At 57.9% G+C, this 22,497-nt stretch carries 25 protein-coding genes and 1 pseudogene; 14 read left to right on the top strand and 12 right to left on the bottom strand.

Annotated elements, in window-relative coordinates; genetic code table 11:
- Nucleotides 1–1,380: a multicopper oxidase family protein gene (locus tag AC0L4F_RS01520; protein ID WP_244684471.1), complete on the top strand. Its 1,380-nt coding sequence runs from the start codon at nucleotides 1–3 to the stop codon at nucleotides 1,378–1,380.
- 20 nt (nucleotides 1,381–1,400) lie between these two features.
- The gene (locus AC0L4F_RS01515) at nucleotides 1,401–1,778 is read left to right on the top strand and encodes a c-type cytochrome (RefSeq protein WP_244686293.1); all 378 of its coding nucleotides are present in this window, start codon (nucleotides 1,401–1,403) and stop codon (nucleotides 1,776–1,778) included.
- Nucleotides 1,779–1,935: 157 nt separating this feature from the next.
- On the opposite strand, the gene AC0L4F_RS01510 is transcribed toward AC0L4F_RS01515, so the two are convergent.
- From AC0L4F_RS01510 to AC0L4F_RS01490, 5 genes are all read right to left on the bottom strand, one after another.
- Nucleotides 1,936–2,115, bottom strand: coding sequence for a hypothetical protein (locus tag AC0L4F_RS01510; protein WP_244684469.1), 180 nt, complete (start codon nucleotides 2,113–2,115; stop codon nucleotides 1,936–1,938).
- A 41-nt stretch (nucleotides 2,116–2,156) separates the two neighbouring features.
- Complete coding sequence (locus tag AC0L4F_RS01505) at nucleotides 2,157–2,813, bottom strand: hypothetical protein (protein WP_244684467.1); 657 nt, start codon at nucleotides 2,811–2,813, stop codon at nucleotides 2,157–2,159.
- Nucleotides 2,814–2,815: 2 nt separating this feature from the next.
- Nucleotides 2,816–3,178, bottom strand: a complete 363-nt coding sequence (locus AC0L4F_RS01500) for a copper resistance CopC family protein (RefSeq protein WP_244684465.1) — start codon at nucleotides 3,176–3,178, stop codon at nucleotides 2,816–2,818.
- Nucleotides 3,179–3,273: 95 nt separating this feature from the next.
- Nucleotides 3,274–3,990, bottom strand: a complete 717-nt coding sequence (locus AC0L4F_RS01495; protein ID WP_244684463.1) for a copper resistance protein B — start codon at nucleotides 3,988–3,990, stop codon at nucleotides 3,274–3,276.
- A 29-nt stretch (nucleotides 3,991–4,019) separates the two neighbouring features.
- Nucleotides 4,020–5,744 carry a copper resistance system multicopper oxidase gene (locus AC0L4F_RS01490; protein ID WP_244684461.1) on the bottom strand — a complete coding sequence of 575 codons (1,725 nt, stop codon included), beginning with the start codon at nucleotides 5,742–5,744 and terminating at the stop codon, nucleotides 4,020–4,022.
- Nucleotides 5,745–5,830: 86 nt separating this feature from the next.
- On the opposite strand from AC0L4F_RS01490, the gene AC0L4F_RS01485 reads away from it, so the two are divergent.
- The gene (locus AC0L4F_RS01485; RefSeq protein WP_244684459.1) at nucleotides 5,831–6,382 is read left to right on the top strand and encodes a hypothetical protein; all 552 of its coding nucleotides are present in this window, start codon (nucleotides 5,831–5,833) and stop codon (nucleotides 6,380–6,382) included.
- Nucleotides 6,383–6,575: 193 nt separating this feature from the next.
- Here the strand turns inward: AC0L4F_RS01485 and AC0L4F_RS01480 are convergent.
- Both AC0L4F_RS01480 and AC0L4F_RS01475 read right to left on the bottom strand, forming a co-directional pair.
- Nucleotides 6,576–6,781 (bottom strand): annotated as a pseudogene (locus AC0L4F_RS01480) (transposase); the annotation flags it as partial.
- 133 nt (nucleotides 6,782–6,914) lie between these two features.
- A complete protein-coding gene (locus AC0L4F_RS01475) occupies nucleotides 6,915–7,550 on the bottom strand; it encodes a TetR/AcrR family transcriptional regulator (protein ID WP_244684457.1) in 636 nt (211 codons plus the stop codon).
- 36 nt (nucleotides 7,551–7,586) lie between these two features.
- Between AC0L4F_RS01475 and AC0L4F_RS01470 the strand changes: the two genes are divergently transcribed.
- From AC0L4F_RS01470 to AC0L4F_RS01445, 6 genes are all read left to right on the top strand, one after another.
- Nucleotides 7,587–8,267 (top strand): cupin domain-containing protein, encoded by a 681-nt coding sequence (locus AC0L4F_RS01470; RefSeq protein ID WP_244684448.1) that lies wholly within the window; start codon nucleotides 7,587–7,589, stop codon nucleotides 8,265–8,267.
- Between the two features lies 1 nt (nucleotide 8,268).
- On the top strand, nucleotides 8,269–8,946 hold the full coding sequence (locus AC0L4F_RS01465) for an SDR family NAD(P)-dependent oxidoreductase (protein WP_244684446.1): 678 nt from the start codon (nucleotides 8,269–8,271) through the stop codon (nucleotides 8,944–8,946).
- A complete protein-coding gene (locus tag AC0L4F_RS01460; RefSeq protein WP_244684444.1) occupies nucleotides 8,946–10,031 on the top strand; it encodes a flavin monoamine oxidase family protein in 1,086 nt (361 codons plus the stop codon). Before AC0L4F_RS01465 ends, AC0L4F_RS01460 begins: the two co-directional genes overlap by 1 nt.
- A gap of 219 nt (nucleotides 10,032–10,250) precedes the next feature.
- Entirely contained in the window at nucleotides 10,251–10,925 is a 675-nt protein-coding gene (locus AC0L4F_RS01455; RefSeq protein ID WP_348524048.1) for an MFS transporter, read from the top strand.
- Nucleotides 10,926–11,128: 203 nt separating this feature from the next.
- A complete protein-coding gene (locus tag AC0L4F_RS01450) occupies nucleotides 11,129–11,335 on the top strand; it encodes a hypothetical protein (protein WP_348524047.1) in 207 nt (68 codons plus the stop codon).
- A gap of 154 nt (nucleotides 11,336–11,489) precedes the next feature.
- Nucleotides 11,490–11,819 carry a hypothetical protein gene (locus AC0L4F_RS01445; RefSeq protein ID WP_244684427.1) on the top strand — a complete coding sequence of 110 codons (330 nt, stop codon included), beginning with the start codon at nucleotides 11,490–11,492 and terminating at the stop codon, nucleotides 11,817–11,819.
- Between the two features lie 151 nt (nucleotides 11,820–11,970).
- On the opposite strand, the gene AC0L4F_RS01440 is transcribed toward AC0L4F_RS01445, so the two are convergent.
- Both AC0L4F_RS01440 and AC0L4F_RS01435 read right to left on the bottom strand, forming a co-directional pair.
- Nucleotides 11,971–14,118, bottom strand: coding sequence for a xanthine dehydrogenase family protein molybdopterin-binding subunit (locus AC0L4F_RS01440; RefSeq protein ID WP_348524046.1), 2,148 nt, complete (start codon nucleotides 14,116–14,118; stop codon nucleotides 11,971–11,973).
- Between the two features lie 3 nt (nucleotides 14,119–14,121).
- Nucleotides 14,122–14,586, bottom strand: coding sequence for a (2Fe-2S)-binding protein (locus AC0L4F_RS01435; RefSeq protein WP_244684425.1), 465 nt, complete (start codon nucleotides 14,584–14,586; stop codon nucleotides 14,122–14,124).
- Nucleotides 14,587–14,729: 143 nt separating this feature from the next.
- Here AC0L4F_RS01435 and AC0L4F_RS01430 point away from each other — a divergent pair, with 143 nt between their 5' ends.
- The 4 genes from AC0L4F_RS01430 to AC0L4F_RS01415 all read left to right on the top strand — a co-directional run bounded on the left by AC0L4F_RS01430 (nucleotide 14,730) and on the right by AC0L4F_RS01415 (nucleotide 18,372).
- Nucleotides 14,730–15,332 carry a TetR/AcrR family transcriptional regulator gene (locus tag AC0L4F_RS01430; protein ID WP_244684423.1) on the top strand — a complete coding sequence of 201 codons (603 nt, stop codon included), beginning with the start codon at nucleotides 14,730–14,732 and terminating at the stop codon, nucleotides 15,330–15,332.
- A 503-nt stretch (nucleotides 15,333–15,835) separates the two neighbouring features.
- The gene (locus tag AC0L4F_RS01425; RefSeq protein ID WP_244684421.1) at nucleotides 15,836–16,444 is read left to right on the top strand and encodes a TetR/AcrR family transcriptional regulator; all 609 of its coding nucleotides are present in this window, start codon (nucleotides 15,836–15,838) and stop codon (nucleotides 16,442–16,444) included.
- Nucleotides 16,444–17,010, top strand: coding sequence for a 3'-5' exonuclease (locus tag AC0L4F_RS01420; RefSeq protein ID WP_244684419.1), 567 nt, complete (start codon nucleotides 16,444–16,446; stop codon nucleotides 17,008–17,010). The genes AC0L4F_RS01425 and AC0L4F_RS01420 overlap by 1 nt, the downstream gene beginning before the upstream one ends.
- A 336-nt stretch (nucleotides 17,011–17,346) precedes the next feature.
- On the top strand, nucleotides 17,347–18,372 hold the full coding sequence (locus AC0L4F_RS01415; protein ID WP_244684417.1) for a quinone oxidoreductase family protein: 1,026 nt from the start codon (nucleotides 17,347–17,349) through the stop codon (nucleotides 18,370–18,372).
- A 49-nt stretch (nucleotides 18,373–18,421) separates the two neighbouring features.
- Here AC0L4F_RS01415 and AC0L4F_RS01410 read toward each other — a convergent pair whose 3' ends face one another.
- On the bottom strand, nucleotides 18,422–18,697 hold the full coding sequence (locus tag AC0L4F_RS01410; protein ID WP_473445855.1) for a transposase: 276 nt from the start codon (nucleotides 18,695–18,697) through the stop codon (nucleotides 18,422–18,424).
- A 673-nt stretch (nucleotides 18,698–19,370) separates the two neighbouring features.
- Nucleotides 19,371–20,363, bottom strand: a complete 993-nt coding sequence (locus tag AC0L4F_RS01405; protein ID WP_244684415.1) for an NAD-dependent epimerase/dehydratase family protein — start codon at nucleotides 20,361–20,363, stop codon at nucleotides 19,371–19,373.
- Between the two features lie 131 nt (nucleotides 20,364–20,494).
- Between AC0L4F_RS01405 and AC0L4F_RS01400 the strand changes: the two genes are divergently transcribed.
- A complete protein-coding gene (locus AC0L4F_RS01400) occupies nucleotides 20,495–21,106 on the top strand; it encodes a TetR/AcrR family transcriptional regulator (protein WP_244684406.1) in 612 nt (203 codons plus the stop codon).
- A 505-nt stretch (nucleotides 21,107–21,611) separates the two neighbouring features.
- Here AC0L4F_RS01400 and AC0L4F_RS01395 read toward each other — a convergent pair.
- Nucleotides 21,612–22,493 carry a VOC family protein gene (locus tag AC0L4F_RS01395; RefSeq protein WP_244684404.1) on the bottom strand — a complete coding sequence of 294 codons (882 nt, stop codon included), beginning with the start codon at nucleotides 22,491–22,493 and terminating at the stop codon, nucleotides 21,612–21,614.
- Nucleotides 22,494–22,497: the final 4 nt, after the last annotated feature.

Genomic DNA, 22,497 nt, shown 5'->3' with positions numbered 1-22,497 from the left:
ATGAATTTGACGCGCCGCCACTTCTGCGCGGGTCTTGCCGCGACCGCGCTGGCCCGCCCGGCCTTCGCCCAGGACGTCCCGCTCTTGACGGCCAAGGAGGCCATGATCCAGCTTGCCCCGGACAGGTATCCGGCCACGCCGGTCTGGAGTTACGACGGCAGTATCCCCGGCCCCGTGATCCGCGCGGCCCAAGGCAGCCGGTTTGAACGGCGACTGGTCAACGCCCTGAATGTGCCGACCTCGATCCACTGGCACGGCATTCGAATAGACAATGCAATGGACGGCGTTGCGGGGCTGACCCAGGATGCGGTGCCGCCCGGAGAAGGCTTCGATTATGCCTTCGACCTGCCGGACGCTGGCACCTATTGGTATCACGCGCACACCAATTCCATGGAGCAGGTTGCACGGGGCCTTGCCGGTGCGCTGATCGTTGAAGAGCCCACACAGCCGGACATTGACCGCGATAAGGTTCTGATGATCGACGACTGGTTGCTTGACCCGGACACCGGGCAGTTCGTCGATAATTTTGCCGCTCCTATGGCGCAGAGCCATGGCGGCCGCATCGGCAATCTGGTGGGGGTGAACGGGCGCTTCAATTACAACCTCGCGGCGCGGCAGAATGAACGGCTGCGCTTGCGGCTGATCAACGCCGCAAATGCCCAGATCTTTGCGCTTAGACTTGAGGGGCTGAAAGGATGGACAATCGCGCTCGACGGGATGCCCCTTGCAACACCCGAGCCGGTGACAACCACGATTGTCCTTGCCCCGGCGCAGCGCATGGACCTGATCGTGGATGTCACCGCTGATGAAGGTGCACCCGCCGGGCTTCTGTTTGCTGCCTCCGACGACAGTTGGCAGGTGCTGGCCGAATTCACAGTCACCGGACGCGCGGCCACGGTTCAGCGTGACATGCCTGCGCCCTTGCCGCCCAACCCAGGCATGGACATCGCCGGGATCGACGCGGCCCGTACATTTGACATGCCCCTGCAAGGTGGCGCCATGCGCGGGCTGGAAACTGCACGGTTCAACGGTCAGACGATGGGCTGGCAAGACCTGGTCCAGAACGGCCAATTCTGGGCACTGGCCGGACAGGCCGGTCTGGGAGAGACGCCCTTTACCGCCCTGTCACGCGGGGAAACGGCCCGCATCCGCATGACGAACACCACGATCTTTCCTCATGCGATGCACCTGCACGGGATGCACTTCCGGGTGCGCGACGCAAACGGAACCCTCGGCCCGCTTCGCGACACGGTACTGGTGATGCCAGACCAGACGACCGAGATCGCCTTTGTCGCGGATAATCCCGGCAAATGGCTGCTGCATTGTCACATGTTGGGGCACGCCGCCTCTGGCATGAACAATTGGATTACCGTCTCATGAGCCGGTTTCTTTTGCTTGCAATGGCACTTACCGGCGCGGCCAACTCCGCCAAGGCAGAAGGCATAGATGGCGCAGCGCTCTACCAAGAGAACTGCGCCTCTTGTCACGGGGCCAAGCTTGAAGGTCAGCCGGACTGGCGCAGCCGCGACGCTGATGGACGACTTCCTGCACCGCCCCATGATGCCACGGGTCACACGTGGCATCACAGCGACGACATCCTGTTTCAAATAACACGGGAGGGGACGGCCGCAGTTGTCGGCGATGGTTATGAAAGCAACATGCCGGGCTTTGGCGATACTCTGGAGGACGCGCAAATCCACGCCATACTCGAATACATCAAATCCACATGGCCGGACCGCGAACGCGCCTATCAGGAGGAGATCAGCGGAAGGAAATAATCGGCACCTACCGAAATGTGCCGCTTGGCTTCATTTCCCTGACCGGGAACCTGATGATGATCGTGATGGGCCTTCGCGCGTCGGCGTTTGAGATGAGATATAGGGGCGTCTTCTTGACGCCCCCTTATTCGGCTGAACGACCTACCGTTTCGCAGGCTCAGCCGATGTGCTCTGGCGCAACGGTGGACGTGAAGGTCGCAGTGACAAGCAGGATCACAAGAAAGGCCGCGACCTCCCAACGGATCGACATTCGCAGCGGAGCGGCGTTCCCGTTTTCTGCCAGAGCCGGTGTCAGCCGAAGCTTGTTCAGCCCTGCAAGCCCAAGAAGCAGCGCCACCACCGCCAGCTTCAGCGTCAGAAACTGGCCCCAGGGCTGGGTCAGGACCGCGATCGGATCGCCGCCAGGATCACCAGGATCACCACCCCCGCAACAACAAGCAGCCCGACCATGACCAGCGCCGCCTGCCCGAACCGTTCGACGGTGCGCACAGCGGCCGCGTTGCCGCGCCCGGCCATGTCGTAAAGAGGATAAAAGCCTCCGATCCAGAAACTGGCCGCAAGGATGTGAAAGACAAACAGGGTCGAGAGCGCCAGCCTCGGGTCGCCGGTCGCATGACCGCGCAGCGCAAAACTGATCGCCACGCAGACCACACCGACGCTGGCCACGGACCGCGTCCAATCACGGTCAAGCATGATGGGAAGAATGGCGAGAAGGCCGACAATCGCGGTCCCCACGGACAGCCCAAGCGGACCGAAGAAGGCAATCTGAAGCATCATCGGATCAAGCGCGCCGCCGATCCCGCCATAGAAGAACGCCGCGCGTAGCGGGATGTTCAGCGCGCTGAAAACGATCCCGCCCACGGCTGACCATGCTGCAAGCCGCCTGAGACGACGGCTTGCAGCGGCATCCAGCTCGGTCAGGAGCCAGAGATTTATGACGGAGCCCGCCGCAAGCAGGACAGTGACATACATCCCCGCCTTGACGAGGATCGAGGCGATCTGCACCGGTTCCAGTGCGGTAAGAACCCCGCCCATGATCAGTTCGCGACCTTGAACGCGAAGCTGCCATTCATCGGGTGGCCATCGGGCGACATGCCGCGCCAGTCGACCTTGTAGTTGCCCGGCGCGAGTTTCGGCAGCTTGCCTTCCCAAGTCTTCACGGCCTTGTTCGCAGCCGGACCATTGATTTTATAGGTCTTTCCATCAGGCACCTTCATCGTGACGGTGGTGATCTGCATCGGATCGGTGAACATCAAGTGCATGACCTTGGTGTCCGCCCCGACAGTTTGACCATTGCTCGGCATGGTCATCATGCCCTTGCCGTGTGCGAGTGCCGCGCCTGCACTAAGCGCGAGGCCGACGGAAAGTGCAGCAGAGGTAAGGATTGTACGAAATTTCATTGGGATGCTCCCTTGGTTGGTTTCGGTTGAAAAGCTGCGCCCCTGCGGCTCTCTCTTGTTTTGCAAAAGCAGATACCGAGAGGGGCGCAGAAAGATCAGAACATGAAATTGACGCCGACCACGCTGGTCAGCTCGTCCACATCGTGGCCATGGTCGCGCAGAATGTCCGCCGTCCCGCCAAAGGCGCGTTCATAGTTCACGCCAATATAGGGGGACAGATTGCGCCCGATCAGGTCATAGCTCAGCCGCAGCCCCAGCTCGGTCGTGGCACCACCCGCCGCGATTTCCCGATCCGGGTCATCCGCCAATGGCAGGCTGACTTCGATCGAGGGTGTCAGGATCAGCCGGTTGGTCAGCAGCCCCTCATATTCCACCTCTGCCCCGATGTAGGGATATTCCGACAGGTAAAGTGCCGCCTCGACCTCAAACCACTGCGACGCAAGGCCGGTCACGCCAAAAGCGCCGTAATAGCGTTCGGGCGCGCCCTCCGGCGTCGACGCTGCGACCCCGATGAAACCATCGAAGAATTCGGTGATCGGCTTTTGAAGACGGATCTGGTTGCTCATCTCCTCGACGTCGCCGCCCTCGATCTTCGCACCTTCGCTTTGCCAGACAACACGCAGATCGTCATTGCCAACCCAGGCCGCGAATTCCCAGGCAAAGGCGTTTTCTTCTTCGCCCATCCGGTATTCGAGCTTGTCGGTCCGCACCCCCCAGACCGTCGGGGAAACGCCCAATTCCGCCAAAGCATCAGACGCAAAGGACAGCGCAAGAAACGGCCCGACTGCCGCGCCAAGAAGCAGGTTTTTCATGTGATTGTTTTCCTTGGAATACGCGCCCATCAGGATGGCCCGCCTTCGACGATGACCTTGCGGAACATGCCGCCGGCCATGTGATAAGAGAGGTGACAGTGAAAGGCCCATTGGCCCGGCGCATCAACTTCGGTTTCGGTGTAAAGTGTCGTGCCCGGCGCCACGCTGACCGTGTGTTTCACGGGGTCATAGGCCCCTTTGCCGGTGTCGATGATCGTCCACATGCCATGCAGATGCATCGGGTGCGCCATCATGGTTTCGTTGACGAATTTGAACCGGACACGTTCGCCATAGGTCAGACGGATCGGGTCGGCGTCTTCGTATTTGACGCCGTCGATGGACCAGATATAGCGCTCCATGTTGCCGGTCAGGCGGATCTCGATTTCGCGCGTGGCGGCGCGGTCACGATAGAGCGGCTTGCGGGCGCGTAGATCTTCGTAGCCCAGAAACTTGCCACCATTTGCCGCCGACGGGATCAATCCGCTGCCCGGCGCATAGAAGGCGGCACCGGATGCCCCTTCGGCAGGAACAACAGGTATGCCAGCGGCCATGTCCATGCCGCCCATATCCATCCCGGAATGATCCATGCCCGACATGTCCATACCGCTCATGTCATGACCAGAGTGATCCATGCCGGACATATCAAAGCCGCTCATGTCCATCCCATCCATATCCATGCCGGAATGGTCCATGCCGCCCATCATGCCCCCCATATCGGCCATGGTCAGAAGCGGCCGGGACCGCATCTTGTAATAGGGACCAACCAAGCCTTCGGACGGGGCCAGCGTGGCGCGCACCATCGCGGTGCGACCTGCGCTCTCGCCGATGATCGAGTAAGCCTTGGCCTCGCGCGGCTGGACGATCACATCATAGGTCTCAGCAACGGCAATGCGCAGCTCATCCACCGTTACCGGCTTCACGTCATTGCCATCGGCCTGCACCACGGTCATTTTCAGACCGGGCAAGCGTACATCGAAATAGGTCGTCGCCGACGAATTGATCAGCCGCAGGCGCACCTTCTCACCGGGTTTGAAGATGCCGGTCCAGTTCTGCAGCGTGCTGGCCCCGTTGATCAGCGGCGTAAAGCCCTGCACATCCTCGATATCTGTGGGCATCATGCGCATCGCGCCCCACATTTTCCGATCCTGAAGCGCGGCTTTCAATCCGCTGGCACCGGCATCTTCAATAAGATCCTGCGCGGTGCGTTGGGCGCGGTTGTAATAGTCCGCCGAGGCCTTCAGGTTGCGGAAAATCCGCGATCCGCTGTGCGGATGTTTGTCGGTCAGTTGCACCACGTAATCGCGGTCCGTCGGCACGGCTTCGCCGCCCTTGGGGGAAATCACGATGGCGCCATAGGCGCCGTCCGGCTCCTGAAAACCCGAGTGGCTGTGAAACCAGTAGGTGCCTGCCTGTTCGATCGGAAAGCGATAGGTGAAGGTCTCGCCCGGTTTGATACCGTTGAAGCTGATGCCCGGCACGCCGTCCTGCTGGAACGGCAGGATCAGACCATGCCAATGGATGGACGTGCTTTCGCGCAAATTGTTCTTTACGCGGATGACGACGTCTTCGCCTTCCTGGAAATTCAGGATGGTCGGGGTCTGGCTTCCGTTATAGCCAATCCCGTTTTTCTTGAAAGTGCCGGTGTCGATCCGGACCTTGTCGACACTGATGTCATAGGTGCCAGCCTGTGCCGACACGCCGAGGGCAAGCCCCAGCACCACGGCGAGGGGCCGCAGAAAATTCGTGTGTTTCATGTATTTTCCATGGGCGTGGACCAGCGATTGGCCACGCAGAGAGAAGGTCACTGCAAAAACAGTGAAAGCAGGGAGAAGAGGATCAGATGCGCCGCGGGCTTGGCCCCGGATTGGCGGCATGTGATCGGATTGCCGAGCGCGCCTGTTCAGACGACACCGCAATCAACGCCGGACAGGCGATGTCAGGCCGAAGGCGGCCGCAGTTGGGAAAGATACACGGATTGCAGAGCCATCCTTGGCTCTTCGGGTGTCAGCTTGGCGCTCAGCGGCGCCCGGATCAGGGCAGGCACAGGGCTGCCCGCGAACTGGTCCGTGCAGGCAACGCTGGCACAATGCAAAAGCCCCAAGGGCTCGCTTTGCTGCTCGGTTTCGAAAGCAACCTCAACGTCCTGATCCTGGGAAAAGGACGTTTCTTCACAATGCATGTGCTGGGCCATCGGCTGCGCACATTGCTCGGGCATCGACATCACATGCGCAAAGGCACTCGTCACAACGAGCTGCAGCGCAACAATTATGATGATGAGACGACCGATCAAAACGCTTTCCTTTTTCCTCCCCCCTTAGACACAGCTGGTCGACATTCCGTCAACAACGAAAGTGGCTTCCAGCAGGTGGAAACTCACGCGAATGTGACTTAGCGGCGAAGGGCAGCAATCGTTCTGAATGTGGCGAATACGTACTTATTTAGTTCTCTCAATGTCATGGACCACTTACCTTGTTTCAGGTCAGTTGATGCCGCTAATTTTGGTTAGCTCTGTTCAGGTTTTGGTCCTTTATTGACCGATCAGCATATTTGACGGGTGTCAGGCCATCCATCATCTGTTACACCGGGAGTTTCTTCAGTTTGGCATTCTCAGCTTCCAGCGCCTTCAACTTCTGCGCGCCGGACACCTCCATACCGCCAGACTTGGATCGCCATTTATAAAATCCCGCATCGCTGACGCCATGCTGCGGCAAAGCTCCTTTGCGCCAAGCCGAACCTGATGCTCTTTCGATATCCCGACGATCTGCTCTTTGCTGAAGCGGCTTCTCTTCATCGGCTGCCTCCTTAGCTGACAAACCGGCCAACTCAAAATACCGGACTTTTCAGGGGAGCAGGTCAAGCGCAGAGATCCCGTTTGTCGATGCGCAAACGCAGCTAACGGCAGTCGAGAGCGCGCTTTATGGACGTCAGATCGTGACGATACTTCGGATCGCGGCCTTGGCGATCTGGTCGAACATCGCACGATCGTCGGAGGATGAAGCAACGATCATGCCGCCTTCCAGCGCCGCGACGATCAGGCAGGATGTGTCTTCCGGGTTTTGGACGCCATTGCGTTGGAACAGATCAAGCAACCACATCCTGTTCATTTTGAAGAATGCCTTTGTTTTCTGGTTTACATTCTTGGGCAGCCCGATCGCTTCTGCTCCCATGATTGCGCAAAGACAGATGGTTTCGTCCAGGACAAGCGCTTGAGAGTAGAGCGCAACATAGCTGTCCAACGCCGTTTTCAAGCTGGCGGTGTCGATCTGTTCAAGGTGCTCTTTGAACTGGCTGGTGTAGCGATCAACCAAAGCTTCGCCCAGATCGGGTTTGGTCGGAAAGTGATAGTGAACGCTTGCGCTTTTGATGCCGACATCGCTTGCCAGATCGCGAAAGCTCATCGCTGAGAAACCCGCACCGCGGACACGCTTTTCAGCGGCGTCGAGGATTTTGTCTTTCATTGTCGGTGGCATGCGGGGCTCCTGTCTATCATGTGGTAGATAGGTGTTGACAGTAGGGAGGGCAATATCTAATTGAAAGCCTATCAACTGGTAGATAGCCATGCGGCGCCCCTTGGCGTTGAACCGGAAGGATGTACCATGGACCTAAACGCAAATTTTGATGAACGTGCTGCTGTGCATTCGGACAGGGAACCGTGGGTGGCATCCCCGATGAAGGGCGTGGACCGGCGGATGCTGGACCGGATCGGGGATAAGGTCGCGCGGGCGACGACCATTGTCCGCTATGCGCCGGGCAGCGCGTTTTCGGCGCATACCCATACGGGCGGCGAAGAGTTTCTGGTGCTTGAGGGCGTTTTTCAGGACGAGCACGGTGACTTTCCGGTTGGCACCTATGTGCGCAACCCGCCGACCTCTGCGCATACGCCAAGCTCTGCATCGGGGGCGGTGATTTTCGTCAAACTGTGGCAGTTTGACATGGAAGACCGTCAGCAGATCACCATAGACACCACCACCCAGCCCCCGCAGCCGGTGCAGGAAGGTGTTTCAGAAATCCCGCTGTTCGAGGATGCGCGGGAACGGGTGCGGATCGAGCTTTGGGAGGCCAATGTGGCTGTGGCTCAGGCCGGCCACAACGGGTTCGAAGCCCTTGTGATCGAAGGCCGCTTTCGCGAAGGCGATGAGGATTTCGGGGTCAATTCTTGGCTGCGTCTGCCGCCCCACACGCCGCTGAACGCTGTTTCCGGGCCTGATGGGGCGCGGCTTTGGGTCAAATCCGGCCATCTTGCAGTCACGCCAACAGCCCCCAATGCCGGAGGCTGAGATGTCAGATCCACTTGCGATCATTGGCGGGGCGGGGGCCGGTCTTGGGCAGAGTTTGGTGCGCACCTTTGCTCAGAACGGCTATACTTCCATCGGCCTCAACCGCTCGGTTCCCGATGGGGCGGCGGGCACGACACATGCCGTCGACCTGTCCGACCCTGATCCAACAGCCCAAACCGTGTCGGATCTGATACAAACCCATGGGGCACCAAAACTGGTGGTTCACAACGCGGCGAAGCTGGTGATCGCGGGGTTTGAGGAGACCTCGACGGCAGATTTTGAGGCGACATGGCGTGCGATGGTGCTTTCAGCGGTTCATCTGGCGCGAAGCGTTTTGCCTGCGATGGTGGAAGGGGGCGGCGGCACCTTCATCGTTTCTGGCGCGACAGCGAGCCTGCGCGGTGGCAAGAATTTTGCGGCCTTTGCCTCGGCCAAGGCAGGGTTGCGGGCGCTGACCCAATCGCTGGCGCGTGAGTATGGGCCGCAGGGTATCCACGTTGTGCATGTGGTTCTTGACGGGATTGTCGACACGGATGCCAGCCGCGCCCTGCACAGTATGGACCCTGCACGGATGATGAAACCGGAGGATATTGCCCGCACCTATCTGGCGCTGGCGGATCAACCACGGTCCACCTGGACGCATGAGCTGGACCTCAGGCCGATGGGAGAGGCGTTCTGATGCAGACCGATATTCTGATTGTCGGCGGTGGTTTGTCGGGTCTTGCGCTTGCTGACCAACTGGCCCGCCAAGGCCGCGATTTCTTGCTGGTTGAAGCGCAGGACCGCCTTGGCGGGCGTATCCTGACCAAAGAGCTTTCGGGCGGCGCGTTCGACCTTGGGCCAGCGTGGTTCTGGCCGGGCCAGCCGCGCATGGCGGCCCTTGCCGAACGCTTTCAGATCCCTGTGTTTGAGCAGTTTTCAACAGGTGACTTGGTCTATCAAAAGCAAAACGGCGCCGTACAGCGCGGGCGCGGCTATGCCTCTATGGCGGGGTCGTACCGTTTGGCAGGTGGGATCGGCAGTGTGGTGCATGCCTTGGCCAAAGGGTTGGATCCGGCGATGATCATGACCAGCACGCGGCTGACGTCGATCGACCATTCGGCGGGCGAGATCACGGCGCAGGTTGATCAAGACGGCAGCGCACAGATCATCACGGCCAACAGGATTGTGATGGCCGTGCCGCCCCGGGTCATCGCCGATACCGTTTCCTTTGACCCCGCCCTGGATGCGGCCCAAACGCAGGCTTTGCAAAACGTGCCGACCTGGATGGCCGGTCAGGCCAAGATCATCGCGGTTTACGACCAGCCTCATTGGCGAAATGCCGGGCTGTCCGGCGACGCCATGAGCCAGCAAGGGCCAATGGTCGAAATCCATGATGCTTCGCCAATGCAGGGCGGTCCCTATGCGCTCTTCGGTTTTGTCGGGGTCCCTGCGGATGCGCGTGCCCAGCACAAAGATAAGATGATGCGCCTTGCGGCGGCCCAGCTGACGGCGATGTTCGGTCCGGAAATGGCCGACCCGATGCACCTTGTTTTGCAAGACTGGGCAACCATACCAGACATCGCGCGCCCACGGGACCGACAACCGGTCCGAAGCCACCCCCGCTATGGTTTGCCGACCAACCTGCGTGCCCTTTCAGCAGGCGGGATGATATTTGCGTCGACCGAAACCGCCCCGGACTTCGGTGGCTTTCTTGAGGGCGCATTAGAGGCGGCAGAACATGCGGCCAACACGCTGGCGCTGCACGAACCCATGCAGACCTGATCACCGACCGCCCGCATGGTCTTGGGCATCCATTAGATAAATGAAAGCACGCTGCGCCAAGCCAATCCAACGGGCATGGTGGCCATACGGGTGAAATATGATGACACAGACGATAGACGCGACTGAAACCGCCGGGTTTCGGCGCAACCTTACGGTTCTGATCCTTGCCCAATCTTTTGGGGGGCTGCCAGTGGACCGATTGTAATCTCGCTGGGGGGATTGGTTGGCCAGGACCTTGCGACTGACCCTGCTTTGGCGACGCTGCCGGTCAGCATTTACAATCTTGGGCTTGCCCTTGGAACGGTGCCTGCCGCTTGGATCATGCGACACTATGGGCGGCGCAGTGGTTATCTTCTGGGGGCGATGATCGGCGTGTTGTCCGGATTGATCGCCGCTGGCGCGATATCATCTGGGGCGTTCATATTCTTCTGTTTGGGAACGTTTCTGGCGAGGCTCTATGCGTCTTATGTCCAGTCATACCGTTTCGCAGCTGCCGACGGGCGCGAAGGGGCAGACAGGGGACGGGCCATTTCATGGGTCATGGTCGGCGGCCTGGTCGCTGCTGTTATCGGCCCGCAACTGGTCATTGCCACGCGCGACGCTGTGCCGGGGGTGCCCTTTGCGGGTAGTTTCCTGAGCCAAGCGGCGCTGGCGCTCATCGCATTTTTTATTCTGACCCGGTTAAGGGGACGTCAACCCGCAGCCACAGCCGAAACGCCGTCCGAAGACGGGGGCCGCACCGTGCTCCAACTTCTGGCGTCGCCTAAAAACATGCTTGGGGTAGCTGCTGGCGTGGTGTCTTACGGGCTCATGTCATTTGTCATGACGGCCGCACCGCTGGCGATGGTCGGATGCGGGCATTCGATTGACCACGCTGCCTGGGGTATTCAGTGACATGTGCTGGCGATGTTCGCGCCCAGCCTTGTGACGGGCAAGCTGATCGCCCGGTTCGGCAAGGAAAAGGTCACTGCCGCTGGCCTGATCATCATCGGCATTTCCGGTGCTGTTGCGCTGACCGGTTTGGATCTGAGGCATTTCTTCATCTCTCTATCCTTCTTGGGATCGGATGGAACTTTGGCTTCATCGGGGCCACTGCGATGGTGGCCGCCGCGCATATAGAGGCCGAGCGCGGACGTGCCCAAGGGCTTAATGATTTCGCCGTTTTCGGCACAGTCGCAGCGCTTTCGTTCTTTTCCGGCGCGTTGATGCAGGCATCGGGATGGCATCTTATCAATCTCATGATGTTCCCCTTCATCGCCATCGTGCTTGCGCCATTGGTCTGGCAAGCGGCGCGGCGGGCGTAAGGCGGTTTTGAAAATGTCTCAAAAATTGGCAACCGAACTCAAACCGGAAGGAAGAACTTAACATGAGTTAATTGTCGTTCATTGGAGCGCCCAGAATGGCCGCCCCTTCAAGACAGCCGAACCCGCATGGGTCGGCTCTGGGGGTTCACGCGACTTGCGGCAATTCCTGCACGGCGTGGCAACGAACGTCACTTGTAGGTTCATCCTCAGCGATCTGCCGCAGCAACGATCCGAGCTTTTCGGAAAACTCACAGCAATAACCGACGAATTCAGAAGCAGGATTAATCTGGGCAAAGAGGCCGCATTCGATACGGTCCGGATCACTGACGTGCTCCAGCGTCTGGCGCCTTGTATGGCGTACAGCTTCACACAGCAGGAAAACGCGACACTGGCCGCTGGGCCACCAAGCCTGCCAAAGCGGTCCCATGCCGCCATTGAAATGAAACCAGCAGCAAGCACTCAGTGGCAGAGCATTTATGGTTAATGCTAGAGGAAGAGTTCTAAACCGCACAGGACGCAGTGTCGCGCGCACGACTGTGGCGCGGTATTAAAAAGACCGCCGCACCCATTTGGCCGCGGCGGTCAATAGGTTCGTCAGGCGAAATCTACACCGTTTTCGATCATCGGCAGATGTGTCACCAGATCACGCCCGGAGGCTGCGATTGCGTTCGCGAGTGCTGGGCCCGCCGCGGTGTGCCCGGTTCGCCAATGCCTGAGGGCGCTTCGTTTGTCTTGACGATATGCACCTCGATGGCCTTGATGTCGCGCATCCGCAGCGGTTCATAGTCGGGGAAGTTTTGCTGTTCCACGACGCCGCCATCCAGCGTGATTTGAGCGCGCATGATATGCCCGACGCCAAAGCCGATCGCCCCTTCGACCTGGGCTTTGACGACGTCGGGGTTCACGGCCACGCCACAGTCGACGGCGGCGGTGTATTTCGCGATCTGAACATAGTCATCTTCGTCGATCGAGATTTCGCAGATCTGCGCGCAGTAGGTGCCAAAGGATTTGTGCACAGCCACACCGTGGAAATGCCCATCGGGCAACGGCTTGCCAAAACCGGCCTTCTCGGCGGCCAGTTTCAGCACACCAGCTTTGCGTTTTTGATCGGCTGTGTCGCCGGGCAAATGCGCAAGACGGAAGCTGACGGGATCCTGACCCGCTGCTGCTGCGGCCACATCCATCATGGTTTCCATGACATAGGCGTTATGGCTATGACCGACGGAACGCCAATAGTTGACGGTGGTTGCCGGGGCCGCGTCCGTCAAGCCGATGTGCATTCCGGGGATCGCATAGGGATTTTCTGCCGTCCCTTCCACCGAAGAAATGTCCACACCGTCTTTGACATAGAAAGCCTCAAACGGCCCATCTTTTGCAATGGATTGACCCGCCACGCGGTGATCCCAGCCGACAATCTTGCCCGCATCGTCCAGACCCATACGCACCTTGTGCGCATAGGCCGGACGATACCAGCCGCCAGACAGGTCATCTTCGCGGGACCAGACCAGCTTTACCGGGCGGGTCTGATCGGTCATCGAAAAGGCCAGTGTCGTTTCGACGATATAATCCGCGCCCGCGTTGAAGCGACGGCCAAAGAACCCGCCTGCATAAAGGGTTTTGACCTCAATCTTGTCCATCGGGATGCCAAGGATCTGGTGCATCGTGGCGTGGTTGATGGTTGGACCCTGCGCGCCGTCATACATGATCACGCCGCCGTCTTCGGTGGCCGCGATTGTGGCCGACAGGGGCTCCATCGTTGCGTGGGCCAGCATCGGCAAGAAGAATTCGCGCTCTACGACTTGGGCGGCCCCCTCCAGCGCGGCTGTCGTTGCATCCAATGTTGTTTCGGATGCCTGCCACTGTGGATCAGTGTTTACAGCCGCCAGCAGCTGTTGCTTGATCTCGTCACTGCTGCGGGTTTCGGCCTTGCTCAGATCCCACTCAACCTCGATCGCGTCACGCGCTTGAAACGCGGCCCAGGTGTTTTCGGCATAGGCCACCACACCCGCGCCGTTGGGCAGGGCCTTGGCCATGATGAATCCCGTGACGTCCTTGGCGGCGCTATCGTCGAACGAGGCGACAGTTGCGCCGTATTGCGGGATGCGTTTGATTGCGACAACCATCTGGCCATCCAGTTGGATATCCATGCCATAGATGCCTTCGCCGTTGATCTTGTCATGGCTGTCGCGGCGCGCTTTTTGGGTGTTGCCGATCTGGGTCCAGTCTTCGGGGGCCTTCAGGACAGGTTCGGCTGGCACCTCGATCTGTGCAGCGGTGGCGATGAATTCACCAATGTGGCCCTCTTGGCCCGCGCCGGAAATGACACCATTGGAGAGTGTCAGCTCAGAGGGGCCCACGCCCCAATCCTTGGCTGCGGCCTGCAACAGCACGTCACGCGCGGCGGCACCCGCGGTGCGGTATTGCATGAACGAATTGGCCATCGCGGTCGATCCGCCCGTGCCCTGCAGCGCTCCAAAGAACAGGTTGTTGTACACAGCGGCATCCGCAGGGGCCATTTCGAAGGTGATATCGCCAAGCTCCATGTTCAGTTCTTCAGCGATCAGCGTGGACAGGCCCGTAGAGGTGCCTTGCCCGCCTTCAAAGTGCTTGATGACGGCTGCAACCGTACCATCGGCATAGATTTTCACGAAGGGCGTGATCGCTGTGCCGGCCTCCGACGTCGAAGCGGCCAGCGCGCCTTTGGGGTCAATGCCAACGGCCAGAACGGCAACGGCTGCACCTGCACCTTTGAGGAAACTGCGGCGGGATGTGTTGATGGTCATGGCTTAACCCTCCACGATTTCTGCGGCGCGCTGGATACCGGCGCGGATACGTTGATAGGTGGCACAGCGACAGGCGTTGCCATCCATGTAGTCGTCAATCTCTTCCAGCGTTGGCTTTGGCGTTTCTTTCAGCAAACCCACCGCAGACATGATCTGACCGGACTGGCAGTACCCGCATTGCACCACGTCGAGTTCTTTCCAGGCTTGCTGTACGGCAGCGCCGATCTTGTCGTCGCCAATCGCTTCGATGGTGGAAACCTCGGCGCCCTCGACGTCTTCGATATAGGTCTGGCAGGACCGTGTCGGTTCGCCGTCGACATGCACGGTGCAAGCACCACAAGACGCGACGCCGCAGCCGAATTTGGTGCCGGTCAGTTTTAATTCATCCCGGATCACCCAGAGCAATGGCGTGCCGGGTTCTGCTTCGACAGAGCGTTCGGCCCCGTTGATCTTTAGCTTGATAGTCATGGTCGATCTCCATCTGGCAATGTGATGCGAATGCAGGTAAACTGTTGGGTGTACCTATACGGCGCAAAAAACGACAGGTAAACCCGCAAGTTTACCTGGCCGAAAAATTGGCAATTCCTGGACGTGATGTGTAGACCGGCAGTATGAATGAAGTCGTTGAAAATTCAGTCGATAAACGTGAGGCAATCCTGCAGGGCGCGTTTGATGAATTCTGCGAGAATGGGTTCCTTGCCGCCAGCATGGACCGAATTCTCCAAACGGCTGGCGCGTCGAAACGCACCGTGTATCGGTATTTTGAAAGCAAGGAAGTGCTCTTTCAAACCCTGATGCTGCGCCAATGGAGGGTCATCGCGGACAACCTGAAGGTCAGCTACCGGCCCGGCGTGGATGTCCGGGAGCAACTGGTGGAGATGGGCCGTGCGCAGGCGCGGCTCTACACCTCGCCCGAAATCATGACCGCCAACAAGATGCTGATGAGTGAGATCCTGCGCGATCCGGAACTTGTCAGAGAAATCCAGAACCAAGTCGACTATACAGCGTCCTTTGAACAATTGCTGAAAGAGGCCGCCGCCGACGGGGCGCTTACCATCGCAAATCCCCGACAAGCGGCAGAAGAGTTCATATCGTTGTTGAAGGGAAAGGCGTTTTGGCCGTTCATGTTGGGGGCACCCTTGGTCAGTTCAGAAGAAATGGACGCCATGATCGACCAATCGGTTGATATGATGATGAACCAATATGGCGCCTGAGAAATCAGTTCCCATGCGATCCGCCACAGCAGGGAATCGAGCATCGAACAACCTGTGACGCGAAAAGAAAAATCAGCAACGCAGTGCCGATCATAATTTCTTTGAACATGCCACTGGCCCGTTGTGTCGTTCAGATTTTTCAGACGAACCGCCGATGATTTTGGTAAATCAGCCGCGAGACTTGCAGCGGCAAGCTCGGCCGCCGCTGCTGGCGCATCCGAGCCATTGTTTTGAAAGCTGACTGTGGCGGAGGTCGATTGCGATCCACGCACGGCGCATCTGGTGGGGGTTACAGGTTGGGCTGCACCGATCTCGTCCGGGGCGTCTTCCTGAATGAAGTGCAAGCCGGGCGCCGTCACTTTGGTGATATTGGGCCATCTGCTTGCCATGCACGGCGGCAAATTTCTTATAGTCGCGGCAAGACGTAGTCATGTGCGCACCTCGGGCTTGTGGATGAGTCGGGGTAGATGTAGGAGAACGATCATTCTAAAGCAGGGTGGAAAATGCCAAGAGCGAAATCCAAATCCCGCGAAAACCTGTTGGACAATGCGCTCAATACGTTCTGGAAGACCGGTTTCCACGTTGTTTCCATGGGCGATCTGGTGCGCGAAACCGGCGTGAGCCGGGCCGGAATTTACAGCGATTTTGGCGGCAAGGAGGATCTGTTCCATGCCTGTCTCGACAGATACCAAGACACCGTCGTCACCCCCGCCTTTGCCCCGGTCGAGGCCGAAGGGGCGGGGATCGAGGGCATCAAAGCGTATTTCGATAACCTGCTGGCGCGGTTCGAAGACACGGGCGGCTTTGGTATGGGATGCCTCGTGGGCAACACTCTGTCCCAGATCCCCGAAGATGCGCAGGAAACCCGCCAAAGGCTGCGCGCGCATTGCGATCGCCTGACGGCAGGCTTTCACAAGGTGCTGACCTATGAGAATGGCGATGATGGTCCATTGAGCGTGTCCGAAATCGCGGCGCTTGCGCGCTATACCATGCTCTCGGTCCAGGGCATTTGGTCTTACTCCCGTCTGACAGGGGATGTCGCGGAATTGCGCGCGGCGTCTGACATGCTCATCGCTGTTTTGAAAGCCCGGCTTCGGGGAGCGCCGGATTGATGCTGCCTCTGCCAGTGGGTGATTTCCAGTTCATTGCACTGGATGTCGAAACCGCCTGTGGTGACAGCGCCAGTATTTGCCAGATCGGGATCGCCTGTGTTGGCTTTGATGACAGCATTCTCACATGGTCCACCTATGTTGACCCGCTTACGCCGTTCGCGCCCTTCAATGTTGACCTGCACGGGATCGGGCCGGAAACTGTGCGCGGCGCCGGAAGCTTTGCGCAGATCTGGCCCCAAATGTGGCCGTTGCTGTCACGCCACCCGATGGTGCAGCACAGCAGGTTCGATGAACATGCGATCAACGCCGCCTGCAAAGCCCAGGGCCTTCCGCGGCCACACCTGACATGGCACGACAGCGTGACGATCGCGCGCCGGGCCTGGCCCGAATTGAAGGGCAACGGCGGCCACGGTCTGGCCAATCTGAAACAGGTGCTGAACCTTGACTTTCACCACCATGACGCAGGCGAAGACGCCCGCGCCGCTGCGATGGTTGTGCTGCGGGCGCAGGCAACGACCAAAGACTACCGGCTGTTCAAACCCGTGCAACTGTCGCTCCCTTTGTAAGGGGGGCTCACCCGCCGTTTGTCTCAGCCCCAGCCAAAGATTCCGATCATTTCGGGTCCGCCAAGGCGACGCTCAGCGAAACCGAAACCATTCCAACGATCATACATGGCCACGTTCATCACGAGCAACCGGGCGTGAACGGGGGAGGTCCAGTCTGCCGGCCAACTGTTCGAAGCCCTATGTCCAAGTCAAGGATCCAAGCAAAAGCACGACCTTAGCCAGATACCGCGATAACCCCTGTCAATTGATGCTGGGTTTGCGAACCGGTGTATCGCGCCTTGACGAATTAATTTAATACCGATAGGTACGAAAATAAGATTCGTCTCCATTCGAAGAGTGGGGAAATGTCACCCTAATCAGAAAGAAAACAGAACGATGCAAACATGGAAAGCTGAAGCCTTCGGACCAGTCGAGCAAGTCCTTGAACGCGTTGATGCGCCCGATTTGGCGCCCCCACCCGCCGACTGTGTGACAGTAAAGGTATTGGCCGCCGCGGTGGGGATGCCGGATGTCTTGATGACCAAAGGTGAATATCCCTTTGTTCAAACCCCGCCTGTCAGCGCAGGATCGGAAGTTGTCGGTATCGTCACAGAGGTTGCCGAAGGTGTGGAATTTGCCGTTGGTGACAAGGTCATGGGGCTTACCTTGTTTATGGGCGGCTCTGGTGGGTTTTCCGAATATTGCTACATGTCGACGAAGATGCTGATGACCAAAGTTCCGACAGGTATGCCTGACGAGCAAGCCGCCGGATTTGTCGTGGCCTATCTAACTGCCCATACTGGATTGGTGCAGCGGACCAAGCTTCTGGCCGGGGAAACTCTGTTGGTACTGGGTGCCTCCGGGGGCACCGGGTCTACTGCCGTTCAGCTTGGCAAAGCGCTTGGCGCGACTGTCGTGGCTGTTGCAGGCGGGCCGGAAAAGGTTGCCTTCTGCAAGTCGCTGGGGGCGGATCATGTGGTGGATTACCGCGCAGGATCCATTTCAGAGCAAGTGACAGACCTGGTTGGAACTGTGGATGTCATCTATGATCCGGTAGGTGGCGCTGCCGGTGAAGATGCTCTCAAATCGATTGGCCTCGGTGGCCGCTTGGCGTTGATTGGCTATGGCAGCGGCGCGTGGACGAAGCTGGATGCCGGTGATATGACAGCCCGCGGGTACAGTGCCATGGGTGTCCTGCCGTTGCACAGCACGGCGGAAGAACTCGACGTTGCCTACAGACAGCTTTCGGACCTGTATCAGAAAGGCAAAATATCGGTGCCTGTTGACAAGATTTACGAGTTTGACGCCGTTCGGGAAGCGATGATCGCCGTGTCGAAATCGCAAATGCTGGGCAAACATATCGTGCGGGTAAGCGAAGCCTAATCTATCGATATCGATCGACGGTCCTAAAGTGTCCGACTTGTAACCTGAACTATATCCGGCAGCGTTGAAGTAATTTCAGCCGCCTTCTGGTGTTGAGAGTTCGCAGATTTCTGTGAGTGCTTGGAGCAAGCCGGTTATATGTCCGCGCGCCGATCCTGCCCAGGTGTGCATTGAACTTCGAGAATGCCATCTCAATCGGGTTAACGTCGGGGCTGCAGGGCGGCAAGAACAAGAACCAGCATCCGGCGTCGCACATGGCTGCGATGCCGGCATTCTTGTGAGTGGCGATCCTCACTCGAATCCAGAAACGGGCGACGATGTTCATTTATTTGTTCTTCGCTTAGGTCGCGTGCGACTGCTTGGGGAGTGAACCTTTCGACAACGATAATGCTATCCAGAACAATTTGCTCGCATGTTGGGGGCCAAAAGCCCTCAAACAGCGCGCGCCCTTCATTGGTAGATGAATCCCCGTTTTGCAGTGCCTGTACAGCCGCTACCGTTATGCCGCTGCCATTCACAACGTTTTTGATTCTGCTGGCCCATTCGAACCCTAACGAAGACCCCCAGTTATCAAATGCCAGTGTAGCGTCTTCCGTTGCACCCAGCTGTCTAAGCAATGCAAAAGGGTATTTGCTCTGTTCTGCATAGATATACCGGTCCGCGCCACCCTTTTGGGCTTGTCGCTATCGCCCACCCTTATCAAGTCGGGTGCAATCAGATACCCTTTGCCCGCAAGATATGGCATGGTGTTTCGCCAAAAGATAAGACGACGTCGGATTGCCGTGCAGGAAGACAACTGGGGCCAAACGTTCTCTTCGATATAGGCCATCTGGTTGCCAAAACAGTTGCGAACTTCTTTCTGTCCCGGAAGCTGGAAATGGTTGTTCCTTGTGTAACGGGAATAGAGAGGCGTTCACGCAGGCAGCCTGTTTTACCGAGGCGCGCAACGATGTCGGCGCGCCCCGCATTTCTTTTTGATCAGGTTCAGATTGACCGGCTTAGGATTGCAACGCTGAAATCGACGCGGCCGTTTCGGACAGGGTTTTTCTGAATGGCATCGGCGTCCAGCCAAATGTTCTGCGCGTCGCAGAAATGTCTCCGCTCAGATTTAGACCAAGCCAACCGACCATACCACGGACATCTCTGTCGAAGATCGACATGATGCGCATAAGAAAGTTGGGAGCAAGACGGGTGCTGGGGCCAGTATGCCCTTCGTCTTGCAACATCTGTGCAACATTTTGGAAGCTTCTGGCCGGCGTGTCGGCGACAAGGAACCTTTGGCCTGCCGCTTCGGGTGTTTCCAGCGCTTTGACATGCAGGGCCGCTACATCGCGTACATCGCCCATGGGCATGGCAACTTTCGGAACCATTGGCATTTTCCCGCGAAGCATGCGGGCAATTGTGGACAAGGCCTCGCCAGAAATATCGTCACCCACAGGCGGCCCGAAGGTCGCACCCGGCGCAATGACGGTGAGTTCGAGATCTGTCCCGGCGGCTTCGTTCTTGATGAAATCCCAAGCGGCGCGCTCGGCAAGTGTCTTGCTCTTGAGATAGGCGCTCATTTTAGGCGCGTTGGTATCGGTCCAGTCCTTCGGACCAATTTCGCCAGTCAGCTTGCTGAACATGGCGCCTGCGGAACTGGTCAGAACGACCCGCTTAACACCGGCATTTTTTGCGGCGCGCATGGCGCGCAATGTACCCTGAACCGCCGGGACAATGATTTCGTTCTCGTGTTTGGGGGCAGCAGAGATAAAGGGCGAGGCAACGTGCATGATATGGTCCGCGCCCGCCGCGGCCTCGTCCCAGCCTTTGTCAGATGCCAGATCAAGCTCGACAATCGTCAGATTTGAGACATCAACGTTGGCAGCAGTCAGCGTATCGCGGACCTGCTGCTCTTTGCGTTTGCTGCGAACCGAACCGCGAACAATGTATCCTTGGTTCAGCAATTCTTTGGCGGCGTGCAATCCGATAAAGCCGGAAATGCCGGTCAAAAGCACAGTTTTCGTCATGACCTTCTCCTTCTAAAACCTGCCAATCTGGCATTTAATCCTGTGTTGATTCATTTTGTACTGCATGGTACGAAAATGGAAGGCAAGGTATAAATGCTGAACGGTACTATAATATGGACACACAGAAAAACCCCACAACCAGGGGCCGCCCCAAGACGCTTGATCGCGATCATATCATTGAAATCGCAAAAGAAAGCTTTATGTCCGAGGGGCCGACGCATGTCTCGATCAACGAGATTTGCAAACGCTCCGGGGTGTCGAAACCTGGCTTGTATCGTGAGTTTGGCAACGAAGATGGTCTAAGGCGCACTGTGTTAAGAAGTTACCGCGATGAGAACTTGGAACCGCTTTACGCAATTTTTCAGTCTGGTGGTCAGTTCTCAGAAATCGTGGAAGCCTTGATTGACCTTTTTCGATCAAGCCAACTGAATTCACCCACTCCAAAAGGATGTCTGCTGCAAGATATGTCCGCGTCGCGGGGGCAAATGGGGGAATTGACCGCAGATACCATCGATATGCTCAGGGCAGAGACTATAGACATATACGAAGACTGGATCGCACGCGCCAAAGAGAAAGGTGAGATATCGACCGATTTGTCTAACCCCGTTGCAGCGATCTATGTCGATTTGCAACTGGCCAGCGCGATGGTTTTGATGAAACGCCAAGCGTCGCCAGAGACCGTGGGTAAATTTCTGAGAACTGCGTTTTCGGTTTTCTCAAATTGACCGAGTAGGGATCGCTGGCCTCTATTTCTTGCCACAATGGCGACTGTCCGGGCGGAGCGGACATTACTGTCTTGTTCAAGATGTTATCTCCTTCGACCTTGGCAAGGCTGGGGGCGCGCACGTGAGGCTCTTGTGTCTGCTCGATATGGCACTTTCCTCACGAATGCTGGCGGATCGTCATGAAGTGCGCCTCACTGACCTCGTTGTGCGACGCATCATGCGGGTCTTGGTTTGTGAAGATTTGAAGACTGCTTCTCCTTGACTTTCGGGTAACCGGCGTAGAGGGCGGTCGCGCCGGTCAAAACAAAGGGCGGAAACCGGTCGTCCGCTGCTGGCAGCCCAGACGGCTGCTCTGCGCATAAGTCACCTTTGTATTTCATGACCATTTCTGACGAATATTGGGCGCGAAATAACCTATCATTTTGGCCAAGCACGGAGCGATCTCGTGTAGAAGGCGAAGCGCCTTACTCCGAAAAGCCTGCTGTGCGACCGCCGTTCAAAAACGTCAACATGGCACGAAGTTGAGAAACGTATTTCCGAATAACTGCGGATCGGATAGGCGAAACTCGCTTTCGTGCCTGCTGTATTTCACACCAGAGTTTCGCAAACAGGCCTCCAGCTTTTTGCCATCTGAATAGGCAAGGTCCAGGGCCACAATTCCCGGCGCGTCTTCGGTCAGGACATCAGTCGGCAGGGGGCCATTGCGGGCCTCTATTGCCGCGCGGGTCAACAATCGCATTTTCCCATTCGCGGTATCGAAGACGACGCCACCGTCGCACGGACGTGGTGCGCCATAAAGGCCCGCGAATTTGGTTTCCAACGCGCTCATATCCGCATCACGTGCCAGCACCGAGGCACCTGCATAGCCACAAACCGAATTCGGATGAACCAACCATGCGGGCACATAGATGAATTCGGGGCGGTGTTGCTGGCACAGGAAAAAGGAAAGGCGCGGGCGCGCTGTGTCTGGCAACAGGGCGAGCGTTGTCTTGGTACGCCCCATGCGGCCGTTCGGCAGTGTCACATCACGGCCGAATTCCAGGTGGCCACTGATCCTAAATCCGGCCTGTTCCGCAAAAGCAGCGTCTGCGACAGCATTGGTACTGTGCAACGCTGTAAGCGCAACGCCTTCGCGTTTTTGAAGGTGTTCATAGACATGGCGCCCGAAGTGGAAATCCCCGGCGAGCACCTCGTCAATCAGGGTCTGATCATAGATGCCCATGATTTCCAGCAAACAGCCCTGGAACATCGCCAGGCTGGTGCTGGTCCCCCAAGGGTGTTTGCCGATGGATGTCATGTTGAACCCGATGTCGATCAGCCGTTCACGCAAGGCATTGATGTCGTGTACCGCGATCAATGGATGGTCGATTCCGAATGCATCGTTCATCGCG

This window comes from Marinovum sp. J2-8 (assembly GCF_055808435.1).
This window is presented reverse-complemented; position numbering and strand designations above follow the sequence as displayed.